The following is a 13894-nucleotide window of genomic DNA, read 5'->3' as shown; positions in this document are numbered from 1 at the left end:
CGTCAAAACCGGAGTCCTGCCCGTCAGCCCTGCGGCCATTCCGCAATAAAGCCCCTCGCCTTGTACGGCTCGATCTTGTCCCATTCATGCAGGACACGACGACGAAATTCGACATCGGTGTGCCAGAGCGCGCGCGGCGTCGCAAAGCTATCGACGGTGAGCAGCATCTTCTCGACCTCGGGCCAGTGCCGGTGCAGCGTCATCGGGTAGCGACGCGCGGTCCAGGTGTTGCCGAGGCAGATCACGCTGCGGAGATTTTGCAGCCCAAGCGCCGCATCGATCACCGGCAGCGAGAAGATCACGTTCTCGCCGGTGTTCGTCGCGCCATGTTCCTCGAGGATCCGGTCCGCCGGAATGCCCGCCGCGGCCATCGCCGCCTTGATGATGGTGCACTCAGATTGCTCCGAGCCCGGGGTCACGCCGCCGCTGACAATCGACCAGCGGAACAAGCCCTCGCGCCACAGCCTTGCGGCGGTGTCGGCGCGGAGTGCGACGTCCTCGCGGGTGCCGAACATGAACAGGAGGTCGGCCGGCCGGAGGGCCGTGTCGACCAGATGCGTGCGGTTGATCCTGGCGATCTCGTCCGCCGCAGGCAGACGCGTGCTGCGATCCGGGGCTGGCATGGCAGCACGATGCGACACCGCCGCCGGGGCGCGAAGTCACGTTTGATTGCGGCCGATTGCAGCTAAGGCAACAAGGATCTCGGCACGCGATCGAAGCTGTAGCTCTGCGGCTGGTTGCGCCGCACGAAGCCGCCGACCTGCCAGGCGAACAGCGCGGCAAAGCCGAGGATGAACAGCGCGCCGGCGAACGCGCCGATCATGAGCGCGCGGACCAGGAGCCCGGTCATCGCCACCGTCAGCACCGCCATGAACGCCAGCACCGCGGCATAGGTGTTGCGGCCGAGGCCCGCGGTCAGCACCGCGCGGCTGCCTGCTTTCGCCATCCGCGCATGGAGCTCGATGATGAAATCGCGAAAGCCATTGTCCTGCGGCGCCATCAGCGCCGCGGTCTGCCAGCTCGTCGACAGGATCGCGATGCGGCCGCCACCGCTGTGGCTGACATCGGCGCGAAAGCGATGCTGCTGCATCGACACCGGGCGGAACGACAACCTGACAGCGCTGATCTCGTCATAGCGCCACAGGCCGGAACGGCCGCCGATGTGCCAGGACAGCCCGGCATCGGTCAGCTCGAAACGATGCGCCGAGCCGATCAGCGACGCCTTGTAGGCATAGCTCGCACCTGGGGCGCCTTGCGTGTCCGAAACCTGCATCTCGACAATCGACCCCGTCCGCGCAATCCCGCCTGCGACCCGCTTGCGCGGTCGCCCTCGCCCATCCTACAAGCGGGGCATGGCTGAGACGACCTTTTTTCCGCGCCGCCTGATTCTCGGTGCAGCCGTGATCTGCGGCGTGCTGCTCGCGCTCGCGGTGCACATGCTGGGCGCGCGCTACGGGCTCGACCTTGGCGGCCTCTGGCGCTCCGACACGCATGAGTTCATTCCGGCCGGCGCTGCGATCGCCTGGTGGCTCATCGCTACCGTCGGCTTTTCCGGCGGCTATTTCACGGCGACATTGATGCAGAGCGCCGCGGACGGCCAGATCCCGCAACGGATGCGGCAATTCCTGATCGCGGTCGGCGTGCTCCTGCTTGCGGGTGCCGGCCAGGTGGCCTCGGCCCCGAGCCCGATCCCGACGGTCTCGGGCGTGCTCGCCGGGCTCGCCGCGCTGTGCCTTGGCGCCGTGATGGCATTCTGCGGCGCGCATTTCGCCCTGCGCCGCGGCTGACCTTTCTACGCCGACGCGCGCAGCCGCGGGCGCTCCAGCATCAACGCCACGTCCGAGGCAGGCCGCGGCTTGCTGAACAGGTAGCCCTGCGCCTGGGTACAGCCCTCGCGCCTGAGCAGCTCGAGCTGCGCGTCGTTCTCGACGCCTTCGGCGGTGGTCACGATGCCGAGGCTGCGGCCGAGCCCGGTCACGGCGCGGATGATCGCCATGGAATCCTCGCGCGTCGCGAGCTCCGACACGAAGGAGCGGTCGATCTTGATCTTGTCGAACGGAAAGCTGCGCAAATAGCTCAGCGACGAATAGCCGGTGCCGAAATCGTCGAGCGAGATGCGCACGCCCATGGCGCGCAGCTCGTGCAGGGTGGTCAGCGTCGCCTCGCTATTCTGGAGCAGCACCGATTCGGTGATCTCGAGTTCGAGCCGGCGCGCCGCCAGTCCCGAGGCGATCAGCGCCTCAGTCACGGATGCGATCAGGTTCGGGTTCTTGAACTGCACCGGCGACAGGTTGACCGCGACATCGATATCGTCCGGCCAGGTGGCCGCGTCGGCGCAGGCGGAGCGCAGCATGAATTCGCCGAGCTGGACAATGAGTCCGGTCTCCTCGGCCAGCGGAATGAAGTTGATGGGAGCGATCAGGCCGCGCTGCGGATGGTTCCAGCGCAGCAACGCCTCGAAGGCGACCACGCCACCACTGGCGACGTCGCGGATCGGCTGATAGTACGGCTGGAATTCCTCACGTTGCAGCGCCGCGCGCAAATCCATCTCCAACAGACGCCGCGCCTGCGCGCGCGCATCCATGCCGGTCTCGAAGAAACGGTAGGTGCCGCGGCCATCCGCCTTGGCGCGGTACAGCGCGAGGTCGGCATTCTTCAAAAGCTCGTCCGGATCGCTGCCGTCCTGCGGCGACAGCGAGATGCCGATCGAGACACCGATGACGATCTGATGGCCGTCGATCTCGTAAGGCGCCGAGATCGCCTCGACGAGGCGGCCGGCAAGGGACCTCGCCGCAGCCTCCTCCGACCGTCCGATCTGGACCACGGAGAATTCGTCGCCGCCAAGCCGCGCGACCGTGTCGCTTTCGCCGACGGTCGCCCTCAGCCTGCGGCCGACCTCCTTGAGCAGCGCATCGCCGATGGGATGGCCGAGCGAGTCGTTGATATCCTTGAAGTGGTCGAGATCGAGACAGAGCACCGCGAGCTGGTCGCCCGAACCCGCCCGGCGCAGCCCCTGCTCGAGTTGCTCGTGGAACAGCACGCGGTTCGGCAGACCGGTCAGCGCGTCATGACGCGCCATGTGCGAGATCTTCGCCTGCGCCTCCAGCCATTCGGTGATGTCCTCGAAGGTCGCGACCCAGCCGCCGCCCTGCATCGGCTGGTTGACGACCCGGATGGAGCGGCCGAACCGGTTGACGATCTGGCTGGTCGTGCGGCCCTCGCGCGCGTCGGCCACGAGGCGCGAGAAGAATTCATCCGCGTCGCCTTGCCACTGGCCCTTGGCCTGCTCTTCCCGCAGCACGTCGACCAGCAGGCGGCCGGCGAGCGCGATATCGGTGCGACGAAGCATCGCCGCGTAGCGCTCGTTGAACAGCATGATCTTGCCGTCCGCGTCGAACATGCACAGCCCCTGCGACATATTCTCGAGCGCGGTATCGAGCACCACCTGCTGGCGTCCCAGCTCGCCCTTGGCACGGCGGTCGAGCACAGCTGCTGCGAGCGCGATCGCGATGATCGCAACTGCAGCGCTGGCGGTGAGGATTGACAATGAGGCCGGCGGAATCGACAGGCCGCTGACGACGATCGCAGGATCCGGCGTCAGCTCCACGGCGCCCATGGCGGTGAAATGATGCGAGACGATGGCAACGGTCAGCAGCACCGTCGCGCCGAGCGCATTCGCCAGGCTGTCGCGCCGCCCCGCGACGACCAGCGCAAGCGATCCAAAGATAATGCCAAGAACGATCGAGACCGTCACGGTGGCGGTCTCCCAGCCGATGCGCGCGGGAATCTCGAGCGCCATCATGCCGGTGTAATGCATTGCGGCAACGCCGCCACCAACGACGGCGCCACCGAGCGCGACCGGGATCGCCCGCGTCGCCGACACCGAGATGCTCAGCCCGACGAAGGTGACCGCGATCGCGAAGATCAGCGACAGGACGGTCACGGGAATGTTGTAGGCGCCGCCGGCGCCGGGCCCGTAAGCCTGCATCGCGATGAAATGGGTTGCCCAGATGCCGCAGCCGGCGACGATGGCGTCGAGCGCGATCCACGAGACGCGAGCACCCCCGCTCGCCGCCCGCGCGCGGTAGAACAGGCTGATCGCCGCCGCGCTCGCGAGCAGGCACACCGCCCCGCCGAGCGCGACCAGACGCCAATCATGCTGGTCCGTAAGACAGTAGAGAACTTGATACATTGCCGGCACCTATCGGACCTGCACTTAGAACCGGCAGAGGTGGACAGTCGGTAACCGGCTATGTCCTCGTTCCGGGGATGGTGAACGGAAGATGTGCGCCTTTACTCATATTGTTCATCCTCGCGAGGGCGCGCCGGTCCAGATCACGGTGGCAGCGAGCAGCAGGACGGTGGCCGATACGACCAGCGATGCGTGCAGGCCGGCCATGAACGCACCATCCGAGGCCACCAGCGAGCCGAACAGCGCAACGCCGAGCACGCTGCCGGTCTGCCGCGTCGCGTTCAGGACGCCCGCCGCGATGCCGGAGCGCGCCTTCTCCACGCTGCCCAGCAGGGTCGAGGTCAGCGGCGGCACCAGCAGCCCGAGTCCGCCGCTGATCGCGATCATCTGCGCGCAGATCATCCAATAGCTCGTGTCAGCCTCGATCCACAGCAGGCCGAGACAGCCGAGCGCCGAAATGCAGGCGCCGACGACGATGGTCGGGCACGGACCGATGCGCTCGGCGAGGCGCGGCGCCAGCAGATTGACCGGGAGCACCGCGGCCATCATCGGCACGAAGGCTATTCCGGTCCACCACGCCGACAGCCCGTTGATCCTCTGGAAGTACAGGCTGAGCACGAAGATCAGGCCGTAGATCGCGATGTTCACGAGCAGGCCGACGAGCGCAGTCAAGGTGAACAGCCGGTGACCAAACAGGGACAGGGGCAGCATCGGCTGCGCCGCGCGGATCTCGCGCCAGACGAACAGCACGGCCAGGACGAGGGCTGAAGCGAAGGCCGCGAGCACGGCCGGATCGTCCCAGCCAAGCGCGCCGCCCTCGATGATCGCGCCGGCGAGCGCCCCCAGCGCGCCGATTGCCGCAAGCTGGCCGGGCAGATCGATCTCACGCGATGGCGCGCGCGTGGTCTCCGTTGCATAACGCCAACTCAGCCAAAGGCCCATGAGGCCGATCGGAAGGTTGACGAGAAAGATCGCGCGCCAGCCGACGAGCGTGATCAGTGCGCCGCCGACGAAGGGGCCCGCGGTGAGCGCAAGGCTGGCTCCGGCGGCCCAGATCGCGACGGCGCGGCCGCGCGCGCGGTCGTCCGCGTAGGCATGATTGAGCAACGCCAGCGAATTCGGCACCAGGATCGCCGCCGCCAGGCCCTGGACCAGTCGTGCCGCGATCAGCACGATTGCATTGGGCGACAACGCACAGGCGAGCGAGGCTGCGGTGAAGATGGCGAACCCGGCCATGAAGACGCGCTTGGCGCCGATCCGGTCGCCGAGTGCGCCGGCCGTCAGGATGAAGGCGGCAAAGGCAATGGTATAGGCGCTGACGACCCATTGCAGTTCGGCAATACCGCCGCCGAGCGTCCTGCCCATCGCATCGAGCGCGGTGTTGACGATGGTGACGTCGAGCTGCACCACGCCATAACCGAGGCTCATCGCGGCCAGCGTCAGCGCGGTTGCAGGACGCGACGAGGCGCGCGGCGCGCCGGCTCCGTCGTCGAAGGCTTCGTATTTGATGATGCTTGCTCGCATGCTGCCCTCCGATGCAGCCCCATGCGAAATATAGGCCGCCGATCCGCCGTCATGCTTCGACAATGGACGAAGGATGGATGTGGAGCGATACACTGACTCCACATTCGGTGTCATCGCCCGCGCAGGCGGGCGATCCAGTACTCCGCGGCGGAAATTGTGCAAACGAAGTCCCGCTGCGGAGTACTGGATGCCCCGCCTTCGCGGGGCATGACAGCAGATGAAGCGGGAAACAACGCGCCGCGCGGGACCACCGCGCGGCGGTCGTCGGCTAAACCGTCATCAGCTTGCCGCGCGCAAATTCACCTTGCTCTCGGCAAGCGTCGTGAGCTTCTTGTCGGTCGCCTTCTCTTCCTCGAGCGTCTTGGCGAGCACGGCGGCGCAATCGGTCCGGCCGAGCTGCTTGGCCCAGGCGATCAGGCTGCCGTAACGCACGATCTCGTAATGCTCGGCGGCCTGCGCCGCATTGATCAGCGCCGCGTCGAGCACCGCCTTGTCGGCGACTTCGCCGGCGGTCTCGTCGGCCTCCTCGATGATGCCGTCGATCGCCGGGCAGTCGACCGCCTTCACCTGCGCGCCGTGCATCTTGAACACTTCCTCGAGCCGCTTGACGTGCTGCTTGGTTTCCTCGAGGTGCGTCAAAAAGCCCTGTTTCAGCTGCGGGTCGGTGGCCTTGTCGGCCATTTTCGGCAGCGCCTTGGTGAGCTGCTGCTCGGCATAGTAGATGTCCTGGAGCTGGTGCACGAACAGGTCGTTCATGGTTTTGATGTCTTTTGTGAACAGTCCCATCGTTCCGATCCTCTTGGGTTTCGGGAACACGGAGGCACCGGCTTGCACGAATAGCCGCATATTTCCGCCATGTTCGATTGCTGATGAGGCGCTAACGGGCACGCGGCATCGGCGTTCCTAAAAGGCCGGCATCGCTTGCGCTGGAACAATGCAGCGAACGGCACGATATGAAACCATGCCAACATACGAACGCGCGGGCCGGGCCGGTCTGACGATTCATATGCTTAACGCGCGTCCGATGTGAACCACATATGACAAAAGTCGCCGGTCCGGCACAGAACCTATCCTTGTCAAGGGCTGCACAAGTCACCGTTTTTGCCTTAAATGATCTGGATCATGCCTAGCGATCGACGCCTGCCTTTGGCAACCATCGCGCCCGACTGGCCAATACCTGGCCTTGTCGGTCTTGCCCCCCGCCGGGAGGATGAATGCACGGACTGCTGCCCGCGTTGAAGCGCGGCTTCAAGAGATGGATTGGCTGGCGACGGCTCGGAATTGCCGCGAGCGTCTTCATCATTGCCTTCGCAATCACCACCCTGGTGCGGACCCTCAAGGGTATCGACACCGGCGTCATCCTGACGGCATTGACCGAGATTCCCCGCGGGAATATCGGGCTGGCGGCCATCTGCGTGTTCTTCGCGTTCTGTACGCTGACCTTCTACGACTTTTTTGCACTGCGAACGATCGGCAAGAAGCACGTGCCCTATCGCATTGCAGCGCTCTCCAGCTTCACGTCCTATTCGATCGGCCACAACATCGGCGCCACGGTGTTCACGGGCGGAGCGATCCGTTTCCGGATCTATTCGGATTATGGGCTGAACGCGATCGACGTTGCGAAAATCTGCTTCCTGTCAGGCCTGACCTTCTGGCTCGGTAACATCTTCGTGCTCTCGATCGGCATGGCCATCCATCCCGATGCCGCCTCCTACATGGATCAGCTCCCGTCGCCGATCAATCGGCTGATCGCGCTCGGCGGCCTCGCCTCGATTGGCGCCTATCTGGTCTGGCTGTGCATGGGCGAGAAGCGCCGCGAGCTCGGCCAGAAGGGCTGGAAGGTGGTGTTGCCCTCGGCACCGCTGACGCTGGTGCAGATCCTGATCGGCGTGGTCGATCTCGGCTTCTGCGCCACGGCGATGTACCTCTTGATGCCGGCCAATCCGCCGATCGACTTCCTGTCGCTCGCCGTCGTGTTCATCCTGGCGACGCTGCTCGGCTTTGCCAGCCATGCCCCCGGCTCGATCGGCGTATTCGACGCCGCCATGCTGGTGGCGCTGCCGGAATTCGGCCGCGAGCAGCTTCTGGCGACGCTGCTGGTGTTCCGCCTGCTCTATTTCGTGATCCCGTTCGGCCTCGCCATCTCCATCATGGGCGCACGCGAGCTCTGGATGAACGTGGTCGAGCCTTGGCAGGAGCGACGGCGGCTGGCGGAGGCCTGCGCCCAGACCAACCTGCCCAAGCAGGTGGCGGCGATGGAGCGCGAACGGTCGCTGCGGCAGGCCAGCAAGCGCTGAGGCGCTGGACGGCGGCCCGCAAGATCGTCAGACAAAGGTTGCGGGCGGGGGAGCAATCCTCTCTTATTTCCGCCTCAACTTTGCCGTTGAACACGCGGGCCATGATCCGATCATCTCTTCGCACCTTCTTCGCAGGCGCCCTGCTGCTTGCCGGGATTTTGACTGCGTTGCCGCCCGAGCGCGCAGCCGCGCAGGACGCCGGCGCCATGCAGATTTCCTGGGAGGTGCGCAACCGCTTCCGCCTGTTCCGCGAGGAGCGCGACTTCCTGCTTCATGTGGAGAACGCGCGCAACCGCAGCATCCTCGCCGCCGAGCAGTCGCTGGAGCTCCAGAGCGAGGGCCGCGGCTGGGCTCGCAACATGGTCAACCGGCTATGCATCGACCTCCAGGGCCGGGTCAATCAGCCCTGCACCCGCGACAACACCAAGGAAGACTACATCACCCCGGTCGACCACCCCGTCACCGTGCGCCTCGTCGGCGCGGTGCCGGTCGGCGCCACCTGCGCCTGGTCGTTCGACGACGGCGACGGGCCGCGACAACAGACCTTCGACTGCGCCGAACCGGTCAACCTGCGCGTCCGCTACGGCAAGCAGACGGTCGCGAGCGTCGACGTCTCCTCTGGCTCCGATCCGACCCAGCGCGTTCAGGCCGAGATCCAGGTCCGCGACATCTTCGTCGCCGGCCTCGGCGACAGCATCGCCTCGGGTGAAGGCAATCCCGACCGGCCGCTGGCGCTGTCGGACGAAGGTTTCTGCTTCCGCTCCTATCTCGGCACCGCCGGCGGGCAGTACTACCGGCCGAGCCGCGCCAGCTATAAAGGCGGACGCGCCTGCGAGGCGCCGGATACGCTCGCCAACTGGCAGCGCTACGGCGCGCTCTGGTTCAACTCCCCCTGCCACCGCTCGCTCTACAGCTATCAGGCCCGCACCGCGCTGGCGCTCGCGGTGCGCTACACCCACGTCGCGGTGACCTTTCTGCCGCTCGCCTGCACCGGCGCCAGCATCGGCGACGGGCTGCTCGGCTCGCAGCGCGCCCGCGAATGCGCGCCCAGCAAGAACGGCAGTTGTCAGACCAGCGTGAACGCGCAGGTCGCCGAGCTGCGAGAGGCGCTCACCGCGGCGAAGAAACGCCAGCCGGACCGCACGCTCGACCTCGTGCTGCTCTCGGTCGGTGCCAATGATGTCTACTTCTCCGGTCTCGTCGCCGACGTCATCGTCGACACCGCGACCGAGCGCGCGCTGTTCCGCCGCTCCGGCGTGATGGCGAGCGTCGACGAATCCCGCGATGCGCTGGCGCGCGAGCTGCCGCAGAACTTCGTCAAGCTGCGGGAGGCGCTGAAGCCGCTCGTCGGCGGCGACCTCTCGCATGTGGTCTACGTCTCCTACGCCAATCCGGCGCTCGCCGGCGGCGGCGTGCCCTGCCGCGGTGGGCGCGCCGGCTTCGACATTCATCCGTCCTTCAACGCCGACCCGCAGCGCCTCGCCCGCGTCTCGACCTTCGTCGACACCGAATTCCTGCCGCAGCTGAAGGGGCTCGCCACCTGCACCCGCGGCGCGCTGTGCCGCGATCCCGAAGCCGACCGCATGACCTTCGTCGACGCGCATCAGGCAGCGTTCGCAGACCACGGCTTCTGCGCCCATTCCGGCAACGATCCCGAATTCGACCGCACCTGCTTTGCCGAGAACGGCCAGAGCTTCAATCCGGACATCGTGACGGCGGCGAGCCAGCCGATGCTGTGCGGCCGCGGCGCCTCGGAGTATCGCGCCTATCTGCCGCGCGCCCGCTGGATCCGCGACGCCAACGACAGCTACTTCGCGGCGATGACCTATCCGCAAGGCCTGCCAGCCGCGAGCCAGCCGACCGACATCCACGACGCCACCTGGGGGGTGCTCTCCGCCGTCTATGGCGGCGCCGTGCATCCAAGCGCCGAAGGCCACGCCGCAATGGCGGATGCGGCGTTTCCGGCCGCGAGCGCCGTGCTCGGCCTCGATGCCGTGCCGCCGGGCGTGACGCGGGGACTATTGGCGCCGCTGTTGCCGGGCGCACAGCGGTAGGAAGCGAGAGCGAGCTCTCTCCACGCCGCCATTGCGAGCTCGTGGCTCGCCCTCCCCACACACCTGCTGTCATCGCCCGCGAAGGCGGGCGATCCAGTACTCCGTGACGGCTGTGATTGAATCGAGAAGCCGCGGTGTACTGGATTCCCCGCCTTCGCGGGGAATGACAGTTGAGTGCGTGGCGCCATCTTGCCTACGCATGCTCGTCAGCCCACAATCGTTCCCTCCCACCTGCCGTTCCATCAATCCAAAATCGGCATCGATCGATACTCCCTTCAACTTGGACACTCTGCTGCGCGCGCCTCTAGGAGTCGTGGTGAGGAAACATTTCGAGTTCTAAGGAGGCGCGTGATGAGCGCAGTGGTGTCCGCAGCGGACGTGAGGAGGTCTCGCGTCAGGCTGTTCATCGTGACCATGTTGTTCCTGGTCACGACCGTCAATTACGCCGACCGCGCCACGCTCTCGATCGCAGGCCCCGCGCTCTCCAAGGAGCTGCATCTCGATCCCGTCGCGATGGGCTACATCTTCTCGGCGTTCGGCTGGTCCTATGTCATCGCGCAGGTGCCGGGCGGCTGGCTGCTCGACCGCTACGGCTCGCGCCTCGTCTATGCCTTCAGCATCATCGTCTGGTCGCTGTTCACGATGATGCAGGGCTGGGTCGGCTTCTTCAGCGCCGGTACCGCGATCGTCGTGCTGTTCGCACTTCGCTTCCTCGTCGGCATCGCGGAGGCGCCCTCCTTCCCCGCCAATGCCCGCATCGTCGCGGCCTGGTTTCCCGGCAATGAGCGCGGCACCGCGTCCGCCTTCTTCAACTCGGGACAGTATTTCGCCACCGTGATCTTCGCGCCGCTGATGGGCTGGATCGCACACGCTTACGGCTGGCGCTTCGTGTTCTTCGTGATGGGCGCCCTCGGCATCGTCATGGGCCTCGTCTGGATCAGGACCATCTACGGCCCGAAGGAGCATCCCGGGATCAACGAGGCCGAGTTCGACTACATCAAGGAAGGTGGCGCGCTGGTCGATCTCGACGCACCCAAAGACGATCTGAAGCAGGCGCGCGCGCCAGAGGCCGGCTCCGGGTGGGACCATATCCGCCAGTTGCTCTCCAACCGCATGATGCTCGGCGTCTATCTCGGCCAGTACTGCATCAACACGCTGACCTATTTCTTCCTGACCTGGTTCCCGGTGTACCTCGTCAAGGAGCGCGGGCTGTCGATCTTGCAAGCCGGCTTCGTCGCGACGCTGCCCGCACTGTGCGGCTTCATCGGCGGCGTGCTCGGCGGCATCATCTCGGACGCGATCCTGCGCAGCACGGGCTCGCTGACCATGGCGCGCAAGATCCCGATCGTCGGCGGCATGTTGCTGTCGATGTCGATCATCGCCTGCAACTATGTCGACGGACAGGCGCTGGTGGTCGGCTTCATGGCGCTCGCCTTCTTCGGCAAGGGCATCGGCGCGCTCGGCTGGGCCGTCGTCTCCGACACCTCGCCGAAGGAAGCCGGCGGCGTCTCCGGCGGCCTGTTCAACACCTTCGGCAACCTCTCCTCGATCACCACCCCGATCGTGATCGGCTACATCCTGGCCGCGACCGGCTCCTTCAACGGTGCACTGCTGTTCGTCGGCGCCAACGCGATGGTCGCCGCGTTCGCCTATCTCGTCGTGGTGGGCAAGATCGAGCGCGTGGTGCTCAAACGTTCCTCCTGAGGGCTCCCACGGGAGCTTGACCAGGCAACTCAACGGCGGCTCAAAAAGCCGCCGTCTTTGTTTTGGGGATGATCGATGCTAGAAGCGCCGGGGAAACGCCTTATTCATCTAAGGCATGTATCGATGTTCGACCTCAACCAGCTCCGCTGTTTCGTCACGGTGGCGGAGGAACTGCATTTCGGCCGCGCCGCCGCGCGGCTGAACATGACCCAGCCGCCGCTCTCGCGGCAAATCCAGGTGCTCGAGCACATCATCGATGCGCCGCTGCTGGAGCGCACCAGCCGTTCGGTGCGCCTGACCCCTGCGGGCCGCAGCTTCCTGCCGGAGGCGCGGCGCATCCTGAAGCTTGCGGAAAGCGCCTCCCAGGTCGCCCGCCGTATCGCGCTGGGCAAGACCGGCTCACTCAAGATCGGCTTTACGGCAGCGGCCGCCTACGGCTTCCTGCCAGAGCTCGTCGCGGCCTGCCGCGCCAAGCTGCCCGAAGTCGATTTCTCGCTGAAGGAGATGGTCTCCGGCGACCAGTTCGAGGCGCTCAGCTCCGGCCAGATCGACGCCGGCCTGCTCAGGCCGCCGATCGCGCGCCCTGAAGTGGCCAGCCGCCGCGTCGTCGCCGAGCCCCTGCTTGCCGCAATCCCGAAGAAGCACCCGCTGGCGAGCGCCGACAGCATCACCATCAAGGATTTCGACGACCAGCCCTTCGTGATGTATTCGCCCTATGAGAGCCGCTACTTCCACGATCTCCTGGTGGCGCTGTTCACTCGCGCCGACGTGCTGCCGCGCTATGTCCAGCACCTGAGCCAGATCCACTCGATCCTCGCCATGGTCCGTGCCGGCCTCGGCCTTGCCATCGTGCCGGCCGCGGCCGCAAGCCTGAAGATCTCCGACGTGCGGCTGCGCCCCCTGAAGCTGCGCACGCGCGTCCCGGTCGAGCTGTTCATGGTCTGGCGCCGCGACGACGAGAATCCGCTGCTGTCGGCGCTGGTCAAAATCGCAGGTGAGTTGTCCTCGGCGGAGACCATGGAAGATTGATGCTGATTTCGCATCAGTCGATATAGGCTTTGGCTTGGACGCGCATCGAACGGTCTCCTAAACCACGGCGCATGGACGCGCAGGCTTGCGTCCTCCACAACACGCAATTAGGGAGCCGCGCCCATGAGCAAGATGACCCCGCAGGAAATGGCCCAGAAGATCGGATCGGGCCTCCTGTCTTTCCCCGTCACGCCGTTCAAGGCGGATTACTCCTTCGACGAGGCGACCTACCGCGCCAACATGGACTGGCTGTGCGGCTATGACGTCGCAGGCCTGTTCGCCGCCGGTGGCACCGGCGAGTTCTTCTCGTTGACGCCGACCGAGGTTCCGCAGATCGTCAAGATCGCCGTCGAGGAGACCAAGGGCCGCGTGCCCGTGCTCGCCGGCACCGGCTATGGCACCGCGATCGCCCGCGAGATCGCCATTGGCGCCGAGAAGGCCGGCGCCGACGGCCTGTTGCTGCTGCCGCCCTATCTCACCCATTCCGAGCAGGACGGCCTTGCCGCCCATGTCGAGGCGGTCTGCGCCGCCGTGAAGATCGGCGTCATCGTCTACAACCGCGACAATGCCATCCTCCAGCCCGACACGCTGGCCCGCCTCGCCGAGCGCTGCCCGAACCTCGTCGGCTACAAGGACGGCATCGGCGACATCGAGCTGATGACCCGCGTCTACACCAAGCTCGGCGACCGTCTCACCTATATCGGCGGCCTGCCGACCGCGGAAACCTTCGCGCTGCCCTATCTCGACATGGGCGTGACGACCTATTCCTCGGCCGTGTTCAACTTCGTGCCGGAATTCGCGACCAATTTCTACGCCGCCGTGCGCAAGCGCGATCACGCCACGATCCAAGCCGGGCTGAAGGATTTCATCCTGCCGCTGATCGCGATCCGCAACCGCAAGAAGGGCTATGCGGTCTCGATCATCAAGGCCGGCATGAAGGTGATTGGCCGCGACTCCGGCCCGGTCCGCCCGCCGCTGACCGATCTCACCGAGCAGGAGATTGCGGAGCTCACCGCGCTGGTCAAGAACCTGCCCGCCATCCGCTCGTCACAACAGGCTGCAGAATAACGACCGAACACAGCAGGGAGGAGCGC

Annotated in this window: 11 protein-coding genes; 6 read left to right on the top strand and 5 right to left on the bottom strand. The window is 66.0% G+C overall.

Features of this window, described 5'->3' with window-relative positions; all coding sequences use genetic code 11:
* Positions 1-23: 23 nt before the first annotated feature.
* Positions 24-623 carry a YdcF family protein gene (locus XI08_RS32925; RefSeq protein WP_271577595.1) on the bottom strand — a complete coding sequence of 200 codons (600 nt, stop codon included), beginning with the start codon at positions 621-623 and terminating at the stop codon, positions 24-26.
* A gap of 62 nt (positions 624-685) precedes the next feature.
* The gene (locus XI08_RS32920) at positions 686-1273 is read right to left on the bottom strand and encodes a hypothetical protein (RefSeq protein WP_271577594.1); all 588 of its coding nucleotides are present in this window, start codon (positions 1271-1273) and stop codon (positions 686-688) included.
* A 79-nt stretch (positions 1274-1352) separates the two neighbouring features.
* Here XI08_RS32920 and XI08_RS32915 point away from each other — a divergent pair, with 79 nt between their 5' ends.
* Positions 1353-1787, top strand: coding sequence for a hypothetical protein (locus XI08_RS32915; RefSeq protein WP_092193320.1), 435 nt, complete (start codon positions 1353-1355; stop codon positions 1785-1787).
* Between the two features lie 5 nt (positions 1788-1792).
* On the opposite strand, the gene XI08_RS32910 is transcribed toward XI08_RS32915, so the two are convergent.
* From XI08_RS32910 to XI08_RS32900, 3 genes are all read right to left on the bottom strand, one after another.
* Entirely contained in the window at positions 1793-4192 is a 2400-nt protein-coding gene (locus XI08_RS32910) for a bifunctional diguanylate cyclase/phosphodiesterase (RefSeq protein WP_271577593.1), read from the bottom strand.
* A gap of 114 nt (positions 4193-4306) precedes the next feature.
* Positions 4307-5716 (bottom strand): MFS transporter, encoded by a 1410-nt coding sequence (locus tag XI08_RS32905; RefSeq protein WP_271577592.1) that lies wholly within the window; start codon positions 5714-5716, stop codon positions 4307-4309.
* Positions 5717-5995: 279 nt separating this feature from the next.
* Positions 5996-6502, bottom strand: coding sequence for a YciE/YciF ferroxidase family protein (locus XI08_RS32900; protein ID WP_271577591.1), 507 nt, complete (start codon positions 6500-6502; stop codon positions 5996-5998).
* 428 nt (positions 6503-6930) lie between these two features.
* Here XI08_RS32900 and XI08_RS32895 point away from each other — a divergent pair, with 428 nt between their 5' ends.
* The 5 genes from XI08_RS32895 to kdgD all read left to right on the top strand — a co-directional run bounded on the left by XI08_RS32895 (position 6931) and on the right by kdgD (position 13868).
* Positions 6931-8013 (top strand): lysylphosphatidylglycerol synthase transmembrane domain-containing protein, encoded by a 1083-nt coding sequence (locus tag XI08_RS32895; RefSeq protein ID WP_271577590.1) that lies wholly within the window; start codon positions 6931-6933, stop codon positions 8011-8013.
* Between the two features lie 101 nt (positions 8014-8114).
* Positions 8115-10067 carry a hypothetical protein gene (locus XI08_RS32890; RefSeq protein ID WP_271577589.1) on the top strand — a complete coding sequence of 651 codons (1953 nt, stop codon included), beginning with the start codon at positions 8115-8117 and terminating at the stop codon, positions 10065-10067.
* Positions 10068-10418: 351 nt separating this feature from the next.
* On the top strand, positions 10419-11771 hold the full coding sequence (locus XI08_RS32885; RefSeq protein ID WP_271577588.1) for an MFS transporter: 1353 nt from the start codon (positions 10419-10421) through the stop codon (positions 11769-11771).
* A 123-nt stretch (positions 11772-11894) separates the two neighbouring features.
* Complete coding sequence (locus XI08_RS32880; RefSeq protein WP_011088611.1) at positions 11895-12800, top strand: LysR substrate-binding domain-containing protein; 906 nt, start codon at positions 11895-11897, stop codon at positions 12798-12800.
* Between the two features lie 123 nt (positions 12801-12923).
* On the top strand, positions 12924-13868 hold the full coding sequence (gene kdgD, locus XI08_RS32875; protein ID WP_271577587.1) for a 5-dehydro-4-deoxyglucarate dehydratase: 945 nt from the start codon (positions 12924-12926) through the stop codon (positions 13866-13868).
* The last annotated feature ends 26 nt before the right edge of the window (positions 13869-13894 follow it).

The sequence above is a fragment of the Bradyrhizobium sp. CCBAU 11361 genome (assembly GCF_028128935.1).
Taxonomy (GTDB): Bacteria; Pseudomonadota; Alphaproteobacteria; order Rhizobiales; family Xanthobacteraceae; genus Bradyrhizobium; species Bradyrhizobium niftali.
The sequence above is the reverse complement of the archived record's forward strand: the minus strand, read 5'-3'. Positions and strand labels throughout refer to the sequence as shown.

Coding starts and splice junctions, on each gene's coding strand:
- XI08_RS32880 (WP_011088611.1), top strand. CDS start 11,895: ATGTTCGACCTCAACCAGCTCCGCTGTTTCGTCACGGTGGCGGAGGAA.
- XI08_RS32900 (WP_271577591.1), bottom strand. CDS start 6,502: ATGGGACTGTTCACAAAAGACATCAAAACCATGAACGACCTGTTCGTG.
- XI08_RS32925 (WP_271577595.1), bottom strand. CDS start 623: ATGCCAGCCCCGGATCGCAGCACGCGTCTGCCTGCGGCGGACGAGATC.
- XI08_RS32915 (WP_092193320.1), top strand. CDS start 1,353: ATGGCTGAGACGACCTTTTTTCCGCGCCGCCTGATTCTCGGTGCAGCC.
- XI08_RS32920 (WP_271577594.1), bottom strand. CDS start 1,273: ATGCAGGTTTCGGACACGCAAGGCGCCCCAGGTGCGAGCTATGCCTAC.
- XI08_RS32905 (WP_271577592.1), bottom strand. CDS start 5,716: ATGCGAGCAAGCATCATCAAATACGAAGCCTTCGACGACGGAGCCGGC.
- XI08_RS32910 (WP_271577593.1), bottom strand. CDS start 4,192: ATGTATCAAGTTCTCTACTGTCTTACGGACCAGCATGATTGGCGTCTG.
- kdgD (WP_271577587.1), top strand. CDS start 12,924: ATGAGCAAGATGACCCCGCAGGAAATGGCCCAGAAGATCGGATCGGGC.
- XI08_RS32890 (WP_271577589.1), top strand. CDS start 8,115: ATGATCCGATCATCTCTTCGCACCTTCTTCGCAGGCGCCCTGCTGCTT.
- XI08_RS32895 (WP_271577590.1), top strand. CDS start 6,931: ATGCACGGACTGCTGCCCGCGTTGAAGCGCGGCTTCAAGAGATGGATT.
- XI08_RS32885 (WP_271577588.1), top strand. CDS start 10,419: ATGAGCGCAGTGGTGTCCGCAGCGGACGTGAGGAGGTCTCGCGTCAGG.